Annotated in this window: 14 protein-coding genes; 8 read left to right on the top strand and 6 right to left on the bottom strand. The window is 67.0% G+C overall.

Annotation, left to right across the window (positions count from 1 at the left end; all coding sequences use genetic code 11):
* Positions 1-58: 58 nt before the first annotated feature.
* Both WIX39_RS29845 and WIX39_RS29840 read left to right on the top strand, forming a co-directional pair.
* On the top strand, positions 59-862 hold the full coding sequence (locus WIX39_RS29845; protein ID WP_081268944.1) for an IclR family transcriptional regulator: 804 nt from the start codon (positions 59-61) through the stop codon (positions 860-862).
* An 82-nt stretch (positions 863-944) separates the two neighbouring features.
* Positions 945-2006: an adenosine deaminase gene (locus tag WIX39_RS29840; RefSeq protein WP_409196738.1), complete on the top strand. Its 1062-nt coding sequence runs from the start codon at positions 945-947 to the stop codon at positions 2004-2006.
* On the opposite strand, the gene WIX39_RS29835 is transcribed toward WIX39_RS29840, so the two are convergent.
* Positions 1967-3277, bottom strand: a complete 1311-nt coding sequence (locus WIX39_RS29835; protein ID WP_409196737.1) for an MFS transporter — start codon at positions 3275-3277, stop codon at positions 1967-1969. The two genes, WIX39_RS29840 and WIX39_RS29835, sit on opposite strands and share 40 nt — an antisense overlap.
* Positions 3278-3384: 107 nt before the next feature.
* Here WIX39_RS29835 and WIX39_RS29830 point away from each other — a divergent pair, with 107 nt between their 5' ends.
* Together WIX39_RS29830 and WIX39_RS29825 are read left to right on the top strand one after the other, a co-directional pair.
* Positions 3385-4338: a LysR substrate-binding domain-containing protein gene (locus tag WIX39_RS29830; RefSeq protein WP_106938139.1), complete on the top strand. Its 954-nt coding sequence runs from the start codon at positions 3385-3387 to the stop codon at positions 4336-4338.
* A 95-nt stretch (positions 4339-4433) separates the two neighbouring features.
* Positions 4434-5225, top strand: a complete 792-nt coding sequence (locus tag WIX39_RS29825; protein WP_409196736.1) for a helix-turn-helix domain-containing protein — start codon at positions 4434-4436, stop codon at positions 5223-5225.
* Positions 5226-5513: 288 nt separating this feature from the next.
* On the opposite strand, the gene WIX39_RS29820 is transcribed toward WIX39_RS29825, so the two are convergent.
* The 4 genes from WIX39_RS29820 to WIX39_RS29805 all read right to left on the bottom strand — a co-directional run bounded on the left by WIX39_RS29820 (position 5514) and on the right by WIX39_RS29805 (position 8194).
* A complete protein-coding gene (locus tag WIX39_RS29820) occupies positions 5514-5906 on the bottom strand; it encodes a hypothetical protein (protein WP_409196735.1) in 393 nt (130 codons plus the stop codon).
* Between the two features lie 42 nt (positions 5907-5948).
* Positions 5949-6362 carry a hypothetical protein gene (locus WIX39_RS29815; protein WP_409196734.1) on the bottom strand — a complete coding sequence of 138 codons (414 nt, stop codon included), beginning with the start codon at positions 6360-6362 and terminating at the stop codon, positions 5949-5951.
* A 167-nt stretch (positions 6363-6529) separates the two neighbouring features.
* The gene (locus WIX39_RS29810) at positions 6530-6889 is read right to left on the bottom strand and encodes a hypothetical protein (RefSeq protein WP_409196733.1); all 360 of its coding nucleotides are present in this window, start codon (positions 6887-6889) and stop codon (positions 6530-6532) included.
* A gap of 915 nt (positions 6890-7804) precedes the next feature.
* Positions 7805-8194, bottom strand: a complete 390-nt coding sequence (locus WIX39_RS29805; protein WP_409196732.1) for a GNAT family N-acetyltransferase — start codon at positions 8192-8194, stop codon at positions 7805-7807.
* 313 nt (positions 8195-8507) lie between these two features.
* Between WIX39_RS29805 and WIX39_RS29800 the strand changes: the two genes are divergently transcribed.
* Entirely contained in the window at positions 8508-10382 is a 1875-nt protein-coding gene (locus WIX39_RS29800; RefSeq protein ID WP_409196731.1) for a WD40/YVTN/BNR-like repeat-containing protein, read from the top strand.
* Between the two features lie 123 nt (positions 10383-10505).
* Here the strand turns inward: WIX39_RS29800 and WIX39_RS29795 are convergent, their stop codons facing one another.
* Positions 10506-11852 (bottom strand): MFS family transporter, encoded by a 1347-nt coding sequence (locus WIX39_RS29795; protein WP_409196730.1) that lies wholly within the window; start codon positions 11850-11852, stop codon positions 10506-10508.
* 253 nt (positions 11853-12105) lie between these two features.
* Between WIX39_RS29795 and WIX39_RS29790 the strand changes: the two genes are divergently transcribed.
* Genes WIX39_RS29790 through WIX39_RS29780 form a run of 3 tightly spaced genes read left to right on the top strand, consistent with a single transcriptional unit; the run spans position 12106 to position 16780 of the window.
* Positions 12106-13905, top strand: a complete 1800-nt coding sequence (locus WIX39_RS29790; protein WP_409196729.1) for an FAD-dependent oxidoreductase — start codon at positions 12106-12108, stop codon at positions 13903-13905.
* Positions 13902-15728 carry a 2-oxoacid:acceptor oxidoreductase subunit alpha gene (locus WIX39_RS29785; RefSeq protein ID WP_409196728.1) on the top strand — a complete coding sequence of 609 codons (1827 nt, stop codon included), beginning with the start codon at positions 13902-13904 and terminating at the stop codon, positions 15726-15728. Before WIX39_RS29790 ends, WIX39_RS29785 begins: the two co-directional genes overlap by 4 nt.
* A complete protein-coding gene (locus tag WIX39_RS29780) occupies positions 15725-16780 on the top strand; it encodes a 2-oxoacid:ferredoxin oxidoreductase subunit beta (RefSeq protein ID WP_409196727.1) in 1056 nt (351 codons plus the stop codon). The genes WIX39_RS29785 and WIX39_RS29780 overlap by 4 nt, the downstream gene beginning before the upstream one ends.
* Positions 16781-16782: the final 2 nt, after the last annotated feature.

Genomic DNA, 16782 nt, shown 5'->3' with positions numbered 1-16782 from the left:
GTCGATCTTTAAGTATCGATATTCGATATTTATGGCGAGCGTGGATATACTCGAATCCATGGAAGCCACACCCGACGCAGCCCCCGAAGACGGCCAGAGCCTGCTTTTCAACCAATCGCTGGAGAAGGGCCTGGCCGTGCTGCGCGCCTTCAGCGCCCGGCGCCGCACCATGACGCTGGCGGACGTGGCCGCGGCCACCGACATCACCAAGAGCTCCGCCCAGCGCATGGTCTTCACGCTCGAGAAGCTGGGCTACGTGCGCAAGCACGCGAAGACACGGCGCTACCAGCTCACGCCGCGCGTGATGGAAATCGGCTTCAACTACCTCGCGGCCAATTCGCTGATCGACGTGGCCAATCCCTTCCTGTCGGAGCTGACCAAGGTGACGACGGAAACCTCCTGCCTCACCGAGCCGGACGGACTCGACATGGTCTACGTGGCGCGCTTCGTCAGCGCGCAGTTCGTGCCGGTGCACATGCCCATCGGCAGCCGCATCCCCATGTATTGCACGGCCTCGGGCCGCGCCTTCCTGAGCGCCTTGCCGGAAGACGAGGCGCGCGCGCTCATCGAGGCGTCCGACCGCACGGCCCACACCATGCACACGCTGACCGACGTCGACGCCATCCTCGATGCGCTGCGGCAGGCGCGGCTGCAGGGCTTTGCCACCAATGCCGAGGAGCTGTTCCTCGGCGACATGACGATCGCCGCGCCCGTGCTGGGCAGCCAGGGGCGGCCGGTCGCGTCGGTGCACGTGGTGGCGCCGACCAGCCGCTGGACCATCGACGAAGCCGTGCGCAAGCTGGCGCCCACGCTGCTGCTGTGCGCACGCTCGCTGACGAGTTCCGCACGCAGCATCGACTGACGCCCATACGGTTTCGGGCATCGCCCGGGCGGCGGCTGGCTTTATGCTTTGCAGGATCACAACGCAGCAGCAGTCCCCCACCATGACCGATTTCCGCCCCGCCTACGACCAGAACTTCGACCGCATCGGCACCGACCGCCTGCCAGAGCTGCTGCGCGCCATGCCCAAGGCCGAGCTGCACATGCACATCGAAGGCTCGCTCGAGCCCGAGCTCATCTTCGCGCTCGCGCAGCGCAACGGCGTGTCCATTCCCTACGCCAGCGTGGAAGAGCTGCGCCGCGCCTATGCCTTCACCAACCTGCAGAGCTTCCTGGACATCTACTACGCCGGCGCCAGCGTGCTGCTGAAGGAGCAGGACTTCTACGACATGGCCTGGGCCTACCTGGAGCGGGCCGCCGCCGACAACGTGGTGCACACCGAAATGTTCTTCGACCCGCAGACGCACACCGCGCGCGGCGTGCCGATGGAAACGGTGGTCAACGGCCTGCACCGCGCCTGCGTCGATGCCCAGGCCAAGCTGGGCGTGAGCGCGCTGCTCATCATGTGCTTCCTGCGCCACCTGAGCGAGGAAGAAGCCTTCGAGACGCTGGAGCAGGCGCTGCCGTATCGCGACAAGTTCGTCGGTGTCGGCCTGGACTCGAGCGAAGTGGGCCATCCGCCCGAGAAGTTCGCGCGCGTGTTCGCACGCTGCCGCGAGCTGGGCCTGCACCTCGTCGCGCATGCCGGCGAGGAAGGCCCGCCGGCCTACGTGTGGAGCGCGCTCGACGTGCTGAAGGTGGAGCGCGTCGACCACGGCGTGCAAAGCGCCAAGGACCCGGCGCTGATGCAGCGGCTCGCGCAGGACCGCATTCCGCTGACCGTGTGCCCGCTGTCGAACCTCAAGCTCTGCGTGTTCCCCGACCTTGCGCAGCACAACCTGGGCACGCTGCTGGACGCGGGGCTCGTGGCGACTGTCAATTCCGACGATCCGGCCTACTTCGGCGGCTACATGAACCAGAACTTCACGCAGACCTTCGAGGCCACGGGGCTCGGCGTGCGGCACGCCTGGCAGCTCGCGGCCAACAGCTTCGAGGGCAGCTTCATCGATGACACGGCCAAGCGCGCCTACGTCGACCGGCTGAACGCGGTCTTCGCGGCGTTCTGATCCGGCGCCGCACCGGTCTCGGTCCGGGGCACCAGGAGCGGCATCGCCACCAGCGCGCAGGCGCTCGCGGCCAGCCACACCAGCGGCCAGCCCTGCAGCGCCATCAGGTGCGGAATGGAGAAGGGCGTGACGAAGCACACCAGGAACACGCTGGTGTTGGCCATGCCCAGGGCCGTGCCCGCGCGCGCCGCGCCGGCCAGCGTGGCCAGTTCGGTGTAGGCCACGCCGTGCCAGGCCGAGACGCACACGCCGCTCGCGGCCAGCAGCGCGACCAGCGCGACGCGCAGCGCCGATGAATCCGCGGCATGCGCGCCGCCGAGCAGCACCAGCAGCGCCAGGCCGGCGAACAGCAGCACGCTGAGGCCGCTGCAGGCGCGCAGGTAGGCCGGGCGATTGCGGCGGCGATCGGTCCAGCGGCCGCTCCACACGCGCATCACCATCGCGCCGATCTGCACGAACACCATGGTGGCGGTGATCGCCGCGAAGCTGGCATGGCCGAAGTCGTGCAGGAACACCGTGCCGAAGGAAAGCACCGCGAACTGCGGCGCGCAGAGGATGCCGATGCCCGCCACGATGCGCCACACGCGCGCGTCGCGCAGCGGACCGCTCCGGGGCGCGGGCGGCTCGGAAGCGCCCGGCTTGCCGCGCGGCGCAACGGGCGGCTCGTGCACCCAGGCCCAGCTCATCGCGGCGCTCAGCGCGCACAGCAGGGCCAGCAGACCGTACAGCGCGGCGAAGCCGAAATGCAGCGCCACGAAGGGCAGCACCAGCGCGCCGATGCCGCCGCCCAGCGGCACGGCGGTCTGCCGGATGCTCATCGCCAGACCGCGCTCGCCGGCGCTGAACCATGTCATCACCGCGCGGCCGCTGGCGCCGTTCACGCTGCCGCCGAGCAGCCCGACCAGCAGCAGCCCGGCGCCGAGCCAGCCCAGGCCGGGCACATGGCCCCCGGCAGGCGCGGCCCACAGCGCCATCGCCACCAGCGCGAGGGCGGTGCTGCCCAGGCCCGTGAGCAGCACCGGGCGGTCGCCCCAGCGGTCGGTCAGCAGGCCCCAGGGCAGCTCGCTCACGGCGATGCCCAGCCCCATGAGGCCGAGCACCAGCCCGAGCGTGGCGTTGTCGAGCCGGTAGCCGGTGCGCATGAGCACCGCGGTCATCGGGATGCCGCTGAAGGCGACCGAGAAGGCCGCATTGGCGGCCACGCCGGCGGACAGCACTTTCCAGCGGTGGCGGGGCGGGAATGCGGGGGAGGAGGAAGTCGTGGGGCTCATGTTGCGGTGCAGTGTCCGCCGTTGCCAAGGTTTTGAAAATCAGAAAATACTCGGCTAATCGTCCCAAAAAACAGGATGATTGAAATCGCAGGAAAAAAGGAAGACCCATGGCCCAGGTGATGTTCGATCTCGACGTGCTGCGCAGCTTCTCCACCGGCGTCGCGCTCGGCAGCTACGCACGCGCGGCCGAGAAGCTGGGGCGCTCGACCTCGGCCGTGAGCGCGCAGCTCAAGAAGCTGGAGGCGCAGGCGGGCACCGTGCTTTTCCGCAAGGTGGGGCGCGGGCTCGAGCTCACCGATGCCGGCGAGACGCTGCTCGCTTATGCCCACCGCATGCTCGAACTCAACGACGAAGCCAGCGCCGCCATGCGCGGCGTCGACCTGCAGGGCGCGGTGCGGCTGGGCCTGCAGGAAGACTTCGGCGAGACGCTTCTGCCCGCCGTGCTGGGACGCTTCGCGCGGGCCCATCCCAAGGTGCGCATCGAGGCCTGCGTGGCTCGCAGCGCCGACCTGCGCGAGCGGCTCGAACTCGGCCAGCTCGACCTGGCGCTGGCGTGGGACGCGGGTGACCAGCCCCTGTCGCCCTATGCCGAGCGCGTGGCGCGGCTGCCGCTGCTGTGGATCGGCCCCAGGTCGCCCGACCGGATCGATGCCGCCTGGTGGACCGAGCGCGAGCGCCGCGGCCCGGGCGCGCGCAAGAGCCGGGAGCCGTTGCCGCTGATCATGCTCGACGCGCCGTGCCCGTTGCGCGAGATCGTCATCGCCGCGCTGGACCGCGCCGGCGTGCCGTGGCGCCGCGCGTTCGCCAGTGCCAGCCTGTCGGCGCTGTGGGCTGCCGCTTCGGCCGGGCTGGGCCTCACGGTGCGCACCCCTTTCGGGCTGCCCGCGCATGTGCGCACCATCGACCGGGCGGTGCTGTCGCTGCCGGCACTGCCGCAGATATCGCTGGTGCTCTACCGCGCGCAGGCCCGGGCCGAGGCCCCGGCGAGCCGGCTCGCTTCGCTGCTGCTAGAGGCGGTGCGCCAGCATGTGCAGACCGATGCATCGTCCGCCGCACACTGAAGGACTGCTGCCGGCGGCTGGGCACGATGCCTGGCCGGGCCGCCGTGGCAATGCGTGAGAATCCGCCGCTGGAGACAAACCAAAAGTGAGACGGCATGGCCTCGCAGAATTTCTTGCACCTGTGGGATGACAGGTTCCTCTACATCACGCCCGCCATCCAGTCGGGCCTCACGGCCCGCTCTTCGGCCACGCTGCTGGCGTCGGTCAGCGGTCATCCCTTCACGCTGGAGGCGGTAGACGGCACGCGCACGCGCTGCACCGCCGCGCTGGTCGCGCCGCACGTCGCGCGCCGGCTCGACGTCGACGGCTGCGGGCTGCTGTCGCTCAACCTCGACCCCGCTTCCAGCGCCTACCGCATGCTTGCCAAGCGCATGGGAGGCCACGGCATCGTGCCGATCGACGCACGCCGCTTCGGCCGCCTGCGCGACGACTTCGACCCCGCCCAGTGCGGCGAGCTCTGCAAGGAACGGCTGCAGGCGCTCAGCGTGAAGCTGGTCGAGGCCATCACTGAATTCCCCGAGATCGGGATGACCATCGATCGCCGTATCGACCGCGTGCTGCAGGCCATCCGTGCGCATGCCGGGAAGATCCAGCTGCGCGAGCTTTCGGCCGTGGCCTGCCTGTCGCCCGACCGCCTCACGCACCTGTTCGCCGAGCAGGTGGGCGTGTCGGTCAAGCGCTATGCGCTGTGGACCAAGGTGCGCCGCACGGTGCAGCAATTCACCGCGCAGCGGCCGCTGACCGACGTGGCGCTGGTCAGCGGCTTCACCGACGCGGCCCACATGAGCCGAACCTTCCAGCGCTACTTCGGCCTGCCGCCGTCGTTCCTGGCGAGCCAGGTGAGGGTGACGGCGGACGAGCAGGCGTCGCACGCCTGGGGGCATTAGGGGGCGCAGACAAGGTGCGCTGGGCATCGCGCCGCGTGTGCGGAACGCCAGTGAACCTTGGCGGCTAAAAACTCCGGGCCCTCGTTTGCTGCACTGCTGGCGTCATCCGGTCTTCGCGCGGCGCGCCGTTGAATAGTCGCAAATTTCGATTTGCCGCCGTTGGATCCGCGCGTGTGTGCCGCTTTCGCACCGATCTGGGCTTGCTAACGGCTGCTTTGGGCGACATCCGATGTCTCAAATGGGCCCGAAGCGGCTGTTGCGGTTGCTCCAGAGCGGTCGTCTAAACCGTTAACTGAACTCACTAGTCCACGCCGTGCCGTGCCCTAGCTCTTCGCCGAGCAAGGCTGCACGAAGAAGTACGTATTCGCGCGGCTTCTTATTTTTCAAAGCGTTCCTTAAGGCTGAAATCCCGCTGCCTTCTAATGTCAAGGCACCATGGTGTCCCGCAGGGATGACTTCGAGCGGGCTTCGGAAGAACTTATTTTCGACGTTCACCAAACGCAGGTTTACCGTCTCAATCACACCCAGGTCCGCGGTGAATGAGCGGGGTGGTTTACCAACAACCCGCTGCAAGATCATCTCTTTGTAGACCGTGCCCAGTGGCACGTTGACGTAGTCGTTCGAACCGTACACCGTGCCGTCGTCAGCAATCTGGTCTACGAGAAAGGTAACGGGTCGCATGCGTGAGTGTCGTGTGGATCGTCCGCTTCTGGCCGTCCGCGGTCACAGAGGCACTTCACTCGCTGAAGAGATGACAGTGACACTTCCCGATTCGCACATTTCGACAAGGCCGGGCGGAAGTTCGGCCGTGATTTCTGTTCGCGCGAGAACGTAGCTGCAATCCAACTCGTAGTAGCACATGCCTGGAAGGGCGAGCAGTTCGAATACGAGCGAAGCTAGACGACCGCCGGAAGCCGGTCGCTCGAAGCTGACCGAGTCGATGCCCTCGACTTCGCTGCCGCCGACGAATCCAACTTCGCAAAGGTCATCGCCGGCGGGCGTGAATTCCAGGCGACCGCCGGCATCACCGACATCACCGACATCACCGTACCTTTGCAAGATTGAAACCACCGAGGCGAAAGGAATCGCGCTCGGCGCTCCGCCGGCAAACTTCTGCACAAACACTGTGTAGCTCATGTTGGTCGATTGTTGACGCGCCTTCAGTTGGTGTGCACGCGCTTCAGCGCAAGGGTCTTCAACCGAACAGACACTGTTGTGAGCGCGCCGCGAACGTCAGCTTTCAAGCGAACTGGGCGTCGTCAGTGAATGTCGGGTTCTGGCCGCGCAGCGATCTTCGTTAGTCGCTACCAGTTCAATGGCTCGTCATCAACGTCGGTCATCAAAGATGCGTTCAGTGCGCGTGCGACCGCCGCCAGCTTGCTGCGAACTTCGTTTCCTGGCTCCTCGAACTCGGGCCTGTACTTGGTGACCAGCTTGCCGCGAACGAGGCGCAGAAACGGTTGCCAATCACCGCCACTAAAGAACTCCGAGTCGGCCTCCCCTGCTTGCAGGCGAATCTGGTCGCCCGCCATGGGGTTGACCGCAACGTGCGCGTCAGTGCGAAAACGAAGTTCTGGCTCCTGCGAAACGACTCGCCTCCAATCTTCGAGGGAGATTGACCGCTCAGCCCCGATGACGCGCTCGACGAATAGGCTAATGCTCAAGTTTGGTCCTTGTTGGCGCAACCGCGAAGGTCAGCTTTTGCGCAAATTCTGCGCCGCTAGCACGCGACCGGTTCTGGCCAACTGTAGCCTGTCGCGGCATCCGAGCTTCGGACCCAAAGCCGACTTTCAGTTTCCTCAAAAGCAGACGTCCAATCACACGGCAGAGATCGGCGTTTACGCGATGCTGGTGCGCAAGGTTCAACGGTCTTTGCCGACTGTAGCCGGTCGCACCGCTGTCGTGAACGGGCCTTGAGCAATCTTGCGACTCGCTTGAGAGCAGACATTCTCCCAATCGGAAACCACGTCCGCAGCTAAGGGCAACGCAAAACCACCGACGCACCAATAGCCTCAAGGGCCTCAGCGATAGGTCGGAGCTCCGCGTCTACTGGCCACCCTGCTTTGATCCTGAAATTGCCGTTTTCGAGCAACGCCTTAACTTCACTCGGGCTGCGGCCTGTGACTCGACGAATGATGTTGAACACCCTTGATCGATTTTGGCCAATGGATGTCAGCCAGAGTTCTGGATCTGGACATGGACCATAAGAGAGAGGAGGTTCGAATGCACCGTACTCCTGCTTCAAGCAAGTCATGGCGTCACTCAACGGCTTAGATGCCAAAGCCCGTGCCGCTGGCAGGTGGACAGGGCAAAACCATTCCATGGATCGAGGGTACCCAGCTGCGCCTTCAGGAAGAGGCAAGTAATCTGAGAACCTTACGTAGCCACCTCCAGCTTGGAAGTACCACGACTCGCAGCGGCAATCCTTGTGGCAGAGGTGACAGTACTGGGTCTTCATATGGGCTTCGTCCGCAGTTGCACGCAAAAGTCCGAATTTGGCCGAGGTTTGGCGGACGCTGCGAACGGCTGGTTGTGGCCGCATTCTGCCTTCTACGGTCGGACTACCTTCCGCATCGCGGTCATCGTCGCGCACGCTCCATGGCAGTCGACGAGGCGCTGAACCCCAACTTTGCAAAGAATTCTGCAGCACCCGTTCTTCCGGCCCGGAGCATCCAGGTGATGCCCGGTTCAGACCCGATAAGGTCTTTGACAAGTGCCTGTCCAATGCCTCGTCGTCGATGCTGCTCTGCGACGACGACCATGGACACGTACCCGTTGGAAATTCCGTCGGTTATCGCCCGCGCGAAGCCAACGATTTCGTCGTCTGCCATCGCAACCACAGCACGTTGCGACGCCGAAATCAGTCGGACGAGGTCTTCTAAATCACCGACCCGATGGGCCCACCCGCTCGTCACGAGCAGGTGATGTACGGCTTGGAAATCGGAAGTGGTAACGCTGCGAACCTGCATGCCTGCTCCTCCTGAAGTTCATGCGTTTCTGCCGGCAATGGGAACGTCTGGTTCTGGCCGACTCCGGCCTGTCGCATTTTGCCGTCGTCGTAAGGCACGACTGCGCAATGCCGCGGGGCGGCTCCGGGTGCCGCGTATCTCATCCACAAAGATTCGACGTCGCACCGGGCGCAAGACCAGTGTTGTTCCTAAGCGCGTTCCTCTGCTTGCCTTCTGGGATTCCATTTTCCGGCAGCAATTTTTACAATCGGTTGCGTTCCGTTTCACCTGCGCGGCGCCATGGCGCGTCTTCGTCCATTCATCGCCTCTGCCTATGTCTTCGTCCACACTCGCCTACCGCCGCATCTTTCGCAATGCCCGTCTCGCCGCAGCGCTGGCCGGGTCTCTCGCACTGTTCGCCTGCGGCGGAGGCGGAGGTGGCTCGGGCAACGTTGCGAACCTCTTCCCCGCCGCGCAGCAGCCCGCCGCGCCTGCGCCCGCCGGCACATCCGGCGAATCCACGGTGCTGATGCGCGTCAAGCCGGAGGCGGTCGGCGTCAACTGCACCTTGGGCGGCGCACGCGTCGAGGCCGGCCTGGACGCGGACAGCAATCGCGTGCTCGCGGACAGCGAAGTCACGTCCACGCAGTACATCTGCAACGCCACCGCCGGGGTGGATGGCCTCAGCACGCTGGTGCGCATGCGGGCCGAACCCCCCGGAAGCCACTGCGCGCAGGGCGGCTCGCAGGTGCTGGCCGGCAAGGACCTGAACCGCAATGACGTGCTCGAGGACGCGGAGGTGACCAGTTCGGCCTACGTCTGCGGCGGCGCGCCGGGTGCGACGGGCGCTGCGGGGTCGAGCGGCCGGGACAGCCTGCTCGCATTCGCCGCCGAAGCACCGGGCGGCACCTGCGCCTATGGCGGCCAACGCGTGCAATCCGGGCTGGACCTGAACGCCAACGGCGTGCTCGACGCCGCAGAGGTCACGGCCACGGCCTTCGTGTGCGCGGCCGCGCCGGCCGACACGCGCTGGGTCAACGTCACGGCCTCGAGTTTCCAGACCGAGTCGAACACCGGCTATCAGGCGAATTCGACCACGGGCGTCACGCTCACCCTGCCCGCCGCGCCCACGGTGGGCGATTGGATCAAGGTGGTGGGGGTCGGCAGCGGCGGGTGGACCATCGCGCAGAACGCGGGGCAGCGCATCGACACGCGCGGCCTGCCCGGCGGAACGGACTTCGACTGGCGCTCGGTGGCGCCCACCAGCAACTGGAGCAGCCTGGCCTCGTCCGCTGATGCCACCCGCCTGGCGGCGGCATCCGGCAGCGGCGATCTGTACACATCGAGCGATTCCGGTGCGACCTGGAGCCTGCGCCTCACGGGACAGACCTGGAGCGGCGTCGCTTTTTCCAGCGATGGCCTCGCGCTGCTCGCCTCGACCAACGGCGGTGCGCTCTTTCGCTCGACCGACGGCGGCAACTCGTGGTCCAACGACGGATCGTCCCGAGCCTGGAGCGCGGTGGCCAGTTCCGCCGACGGCTCGCGCCTGGTCGCGACCGCCTACCTGGGGCAGATCTGGACCTCCTCGGACGGCGGCAGCAGCTGGACGGCGCGTGAGTCGGACCGGCCCTGGCGTGCCGTGGCCTCTTCGGCCGATGGCCGGGTCCTGGTGGCGGCCACCAATGGCGCCCAGCTGTATGTCTCGACCGACTACGGTGTGAGCTGGACCGCGCGCGCGAGCAGCCAGTTCTGGTGGTCGGCGGCGGCGTCTGCCGACGGCAGCATCCTGTACGCCACCGTCGACACGGGCGCCGTCTGGGTGTCCACCGATTCGGGGACCACGTGGGATGCGCAGACCGTCAGCCGGGACTGGCGAGGCATCGCCACGTCCGCCGACGGCCGCTATGCCGTGGCCGCGACCAGCGGCGGCCGCATTTACGAGTCCAGCGACATCGGCCGGACCTGGCGCGTGACCAGCGACGCCGGTGCCTGGACCGCGGTCGCGAGCAGCGCCGACGGCATGAAGGTGGCCGCCGCCAAGTCGGGCTCTACCATCCAGCTCGGCACGCGTCGCGCTTCGACCACTCTCGGCACGGCCGGGTCGGTTTCCGGGGGGCAACAGGACGCGCTTGAGCTGCAATACGCGGGAGGAGGGGTGTTCATGCCCGTCGGCTACGTGTTGGCCAACCTGGCGTTCGTCATTCGCTGAATCCGCTTCGCGGCAATCCAGGACCTGCAGGCCGGAACGTGTGAGAGGACAGCCAGACGCCGGTCGAGGCGGCCTCGCCCCCCCCAAGCCGGCCTGCCGGGCCTCGAAGCGGCGCCCGTCAACCTACTTGTCGTTGTGCAGGTAGGTCGCCTGCTTCGGCAGCAGCAGGCTCACCAGGAATGCCAGGGCCATCATGCCGGTCACGTACCAGTAGAAGTACGACTCGTGGCCGATCGACTTCAGTCCGAGCGCCACGTATTCGGCGCTGCCGCCGAAGATGGCATTGCCCACCGCGTACGACAGGCCCACGCCCAGCGCGCGCACTTCGGGCGGGAACATCTCGGCCTTCACGATGCCGCTGATCGAGGTGTAGAAGCTCACCACCGCCAGCGCCAGGGTGATGAGCACGCCGGCCATCAGCGGGCTGCTCACGCTCTGCAGGCTGGTCAGCACCGGCACCGTCATCAGCACGCCCAGGGCGCCGAAGAGCAGCATGTTGCTGCGGCGTCCGATGCGGTCCGACAGCGCGCCGAACAGCGGCTGCATGCACATGTAGATGAACAGGCAGGCCGTCATGATGTTGCTGGCGGTCTTGATCGACATGCCGGCCGAGTTCACCAGGTACTTCTGCATGTAGGTGGTGAAGGTGTAGAAGATCAGCGAGCCGCCGGCCGTGTAGCCCAGCACCACGAAGAAGGCGCGCTTGTGGTGCTTGAACAGTTCGGCCACGCTGCCGGCGCCCTTGGCGGCGCGGGTCTTGGTGCTGGCTGTCTCGGTCAGCGTGCGGCGCAGCATCAGGGCCACGATGGCGGCCACGGCGCCCAGCACGAAGGGAATGCGCCAGCCCCAGCTGCGCAGTTCGGCTTCGTCCAGCACCTGCTGCAGCACGACCACCACGACCACGGCCAGCAACTGGCCGCCGATCAGCGTGACGTACTGGAAGGACGAGAAGAAGCCGCGCTGTCCGCGCATCGCCACTTCGCTCATGTAGGTGGCGGTGGTGCCGTACTCGCCGCCGACCGACAGGCCCTGCAGCAGCCGCGCGAGCAGCAGCAGCGCGGGCGCCGCCGCGCCGATCTGCGCGTAGGTGGGCAGGCAGGCGATCACCAGCGAGCCCACGCACATCATGACCACCGAGGTCACCATCGAGGTCTTGCGGCCCTTGCGGTCGGCCAGCCGGCCGAAGAGCCAGCCGCCGATCGGGCGCATCAGGAAGCCGGCGGCGAACACGCCGGCCGTGTTCAGCAGCTGCACCGTCGGGTCGGACTTGGGGAAGAAGGCCGGCGCGAAATAGATGGCGCAGAAGGCGTAGACGTAGAAGTCGAACCACTCCACCAGGTTGCCGGACGAGGCGGCGAAGATGGCGAAGATGCGCTTGCGCTTTTCTTCGAAGGTGTAGGGGGTGTTGTTGTCGGCGATGGCGTCGGGGCTGGAGGCGCCGGCGGTCGCGCTGCTTGCGAAGGCGGTCATGGAAAGGGGTCCTTGTCTCTGGCTGCGGCCCGCCGCGAAGCCGCGCGAGGCCGTTGCGGCGAGTCTGTCCGGCCGCCGCGGCGCTGTCGTCCGTAGCCGCCCGGCGGGTGTCTACGTATCGGTACGCAAGGGTAAATACCTAGATTCCTGCGGGATTCCACCAAGCCCGCGCGTGCGCAGGCGCGGCGCATACTCGCGAAAAAGCCACTCGCCGGCTCCTCCGGGGCTCCAGGCGACAGCCAGGAGATATGCGTTGCAGCGAACGAATATTGCCGACCCGACCTATTTCCACAAAGTCGTCGATTGCCAGTACGCCTGCCCGGCGCACACGCCCGTCCCCGAATACATACGCATGATCGCGCAGCGCCGCTACGGCGACGCTTACATGATCAACTGGGCCTCCAACGTCTTTCCCGGCATCCTGGGGCGCACCTGCGACCGGCCCTGCGAGCCGGCTTGCCGGCGCGGCCGGGTGGAAGAAAGCAACGCCGAGGCGCCGGAGCCGGTGGCGATCTGCCGGCTCAAGCGCGTGGCGGCCGACATGAAGGACGACGTCCGCGCGCGCATGCCCCAGCCCGTGCCGAAGAACGGCAAGCGTGTCGCCTGCATCGGCGCCGGGCCGGCCTCGCTCACCGTCGCGCGCGACCTGGCACCGCTGGGCTACGAGGTGACGGTGTTCGACGGCGAGGCCAAGGCCGGCGGCTTCATCCGCACGCAGATTCCGCGCTTTCGCCTGCCCGAGTCGGTCATCGACGAAGAGACGGGCTACGTGCTGGACCTGGGCGTGGAGTTTTGCGGCGGCGAGCGCATCGCGTCGATGAAGGCGCTGATGGCGCAGGACTGGGATGCGATCTTCGTCGGCTGCGGCGCCCCGCGCGGGCGCGACCTCGACGTGCCGGGGCGGCAGGAAGCCGCGGCCGGCATCCACATCGGCATCGACTGGCTGAACTCCGTGTCCTTCGGCCACGTCAGCAGCATTGGCCGGCGCGTGATCGTGCTGGGCGGCGGCAACACGGCCATGGACTGCTGCCGGTCGGCGCGCCGCCTGGGCGGCACCGACGTGAAGGTCATCGTGCGCAGCGGCTTCGAGGAGATGAAGGCCTCGCCCTGGGAGAAGGAAGACGCCGCGCACGAGGGCATCCCGATCATCAACTTCCATGTGCCCAAGGCCTTCGTGCACGAGGACGGCAAGCTCATGGGCATGCGCTTCGAGATCGTGCGCGCCGAGTACGACGCCGAGGGCCGGCGCTCGCTGGTGCCCACCGGCGAGCCGGAGGCGTACTTCGAATGCGACGACGTGCTGGTGGCGGTGGGCCAGCAAAACGCATTCCCCTGGATCGAGCGCGATTGCGGCATCGACTTCGACAAGTGGGGCCTGCCGGTGCTCGACAAGAACACCTTCCAGTCCTCGGTGCCGAACGTGTTCTTCGGCGGCGATGCGGCCTTCGGGCCGAAGAACATCATCACGGCCGTCGCCCACGGCCACGAGGCGGCGGTGTCCATCGACAAGCTGCTGCGCGCCGAGCCGGTCTACGTGCGGCCGGCACCCATGACCAACCTGGTGTCGCAGAAGATGGGCATCCACGAGTGGAGCTACGACAACGACACCTCCAACGACCTGCGCTACAAGGTGCCGTGGGCCAAGGCCGAGACGGCGCTGGCCAGCATCCGCGTGGAGGTGGAACTGGGCTTCGACGCCGCCACCGCCTTCAAGGAGGCCGAGCGCTGCCTGAACTGCGACGTGCAGACCGTGTTCACAGAGGCTGCCTGCATCGAGTGCGATGCCTGCGTCGACATCTGCCCGATGGACTGCATCAACTTCGTCGACAACGCGGAAGAAGACGAACTCAGGCCCCGGCTCAAGGCACCAGCGCTGAACCTGGCGCAGGACCTGTACGTGTCGGGCGGGCTCAAGACGGGGCGCGTCATGGTCAAGGACGAAGACGTCTGCCTGCATTGCGGCCTGTGCGCCGAGCGCTGCCCCACGGGCGCATGGGACATGCAGAAGTTCCTGCTGAAGATGACGCCGGCGGGGCAGGGGGTGGCCGCATGACGCAACAGCAGATCGAGGCGGTCAACGACTTCGTCATCAAGTTCGCCAACGTCAACGGCTCGGGCTCGGCTTCGGCCAACGAGCTGTTCGCCAAGGCCATCCTGCGCATGGGCGTGCCGGTGAGCCCGCGCAACATCTTCCCGAGCAACATCCAGGGCCTGCCGACCTGGTACGAGGTGCGCGTGACCGAAGACGGGCACCTGGGTCGGCGCGGCGGCACCGACATGATGGTGGCGATGAACCCGCAGACCTGGGACGCCGACGTGGCCGAGCTGGCGACGGGCGGCTACCTTTTCTACGACAGCACCCGGCCGCTGCCGCCTTCCAGGTTTCGCGACGACATCCGCGTGATCGGCATGCCGCTCACCGAAATCTGCAACGCCGTCTATCAAGACCCGCGCCAGCGCCAGCTGTTCAAGAACATCGTCTATGTGGGCGCGTTGGCCGTCCTGCTGGGCATCGAGCCCGAGGTGGTCGAGAAGCTGTTCGGCGAGCAGTACAAGGGCAAGGAAAAGCTGCTGGCCTCCAACGTGCAGGCGCTGCACCTGGGCTGCGACTTCGCGCGGGAGAACCTGCGCGAGCCGGTGGGGCTGCAGGTGCGGCGCGCCGACCGGGTGGGCGGGCGCATCTTCGTGGACGGCAACAGCGCCGCGGCGCTGGGCTGCGTGTATGGCGGCGCCACGGTCGCGGCCTGGTACCCGATCACGCCGTCTTCCTCGGTGGCCGAGGCCTTCCAGAAGTACTGCAGCAAGTTCCGGGTGGACCCGGCCACCGGCCAGCACCGCTTCGCCATCGTGCAGGCGGAGGACGAGCTGGCCTCGATCGGCATGGTGGTCGGCGCGGGCTGGAACGGCGCGCGCGCCTTCACCGCGACCTCGGGGCCCGGCATTTCGCTGATGGCCGAATTCATCGGCCTGGCCTACTTCGCGGAGATTCCGATCACCTTGATCAACGTGCAGCGCGGCGGGCCCTCCACCGGCATGCCCACGCGCACGCAGCAGGCCGACATCCTGGCTTGCGCCTATGCCTCGCACGGCGACACCAAGCACGTGCTGCTGTTTCCCGAGGACCCGCACGAGTGCTTCGCACACGCGGCGGCGGCGCTGGACCTGGCCGACCGGCTGCAGACTCCCGTGTTCCTGATGACCGACCTGGACATCGGCATGAACCAGCGCCTGTGCGAGCCCTTTGCCTGGGACGACAGCCAGGCCTACGACCGCGGCAAGGTCATGAGCGCCGATGAGCTGGAGGCGGGCCGCGACTTCGGCCGCTACAAGGACGTGGACGGCGACGGCATTCCCTGGCGCACGCTGCCGGGCACGCACCCGACCAAGGGCAGCTATTTCACGCGCGGCACCACGCGCGACGCCTACGCCCGGTATTCGGAGCGCGGGCCGGACTACATCTACAACATGGAGCGGCTGCTGAAGAAGTTCGCGACCGCGGCCACGCTGGTGCCGCAGCCGGTGCTGCGGCCCGCGGCCCGCAAGACCGCGCTGGGCGTGATCTATTTCGGCTCGACCAGCCCGTCGATGCACGAGGCGCTGGATGCGCTCGAAGCGCAGGGCATCCACCTCGACGCCATGCGGCTGCGCGCCTTTCCCTTTCCCGAGAGCGTGGCGCAGTTCGTGGCGCAGCACGAGAAGGTGTTCGTGGTCGAGCAGAACCGCGACGCGCAGATGCGCAGCCTGCTTGTCAACGAGCTAAATGCCGATCCGGCGCGGCTGATCCGGGTGCTGCATTTCGACGGCACGCCGATCACCGCGCGCTTCATCGTACATGCCATCGCCACGCATGTTCATCCGACGAAGGAGGCGGCATGACCTACCTCGCCAAGCCCAGGCTGCGCCATCCGACGCTGGCCGTCAACAAGGTGGGCTACACGCGGCGCGACTACGAAGGAAAGATCTCCACGCTGTGCGCCGGCTGCGGCCACGACTCGATCTCGGCCGCCATCATCGAGGCCTGCTGGGAGCTGGACATCGAGCCGCATCGCGTGGCCAAGCTCTCGGGCATCGGCTGCAGTTCCAAGACGCCGGACTACTTCCTGGGGGCCTCGCACGGCTTCAACACAGTGCACGGCCGCATGCCCAGCGTGCTGACCGGCGCCAACCTCGCCAACCGCGACCTGCTGTACCTGGGCGTTTCCGGAGACGGCGACTCGGCCTCCATCGGCCTGGGCCAGTTCGCCCACGCCATGCGGCGCGGCGTGCGCATGGCCTACATCGTGGAGAACAACGGCGTCTACGGCCTGACCAAGGGCCAGTTCTCGGCCACGGCCGACCAGGGCTCCAAGAGCAAGAAGGGCGTGGTCAACACCGACAGCCCGGTCGACCTGGTGGCCATGGCGCTGCAGCTGGGCGCCAGCTACGTGGGGCGCGGCTTCTCGGGCAACAAGGCGCAGCTGGTACCGCTCATCAAGGGCGCGATCAGCCACGGCGGTTCGGCGTTCATCGACGTGATCAGCCCTTGCGTGGCCTTCAACAACCATCCCGGCAGCACCAAGAGCTACGACTACGTGCGCGAGCACAACGAAGCGGTGAGCCGCATCGACTTCATCAGCGGGCGGGACGAGATTTCCGTCGACATCGAGCCGGGCGAGGTGATGGACGTGCGCCAGCACGACGGCACGCTGCTGCGCCTGCGCAGCCTGCACCCCGACTACACGCCCGGCGACCGCCACGCCGCCATGGCCTACATGCAGCGCCACCAGGAAATGGGCGAGGTGGTCACCGGACTGCTGTATGTCGATCCGCTGGCCACCGACCTGCACACCGCCCTCAACACCAGCGGCCGGCCGCTCAATGCGCTGGGGCCGGCCGAACTGTGCCCGGGCGCCGCGGCGCTCGAGCGGCTGAACGCCTCCTTGCGCTGATC

This window comes from Variovorax sp. AB1(2024) (genome assembly GCF_037482385.2).
In the GTDB taxonomy this organism is placed as follows: Bacteria; Pseudomonadota; Gammaproteobacteria; order Burkholderiales; family Burkholderiaceae_C; genus Variovorax.
This window is presented reverse-complemented; position numbering and strand designations above follow the sequence as displayed.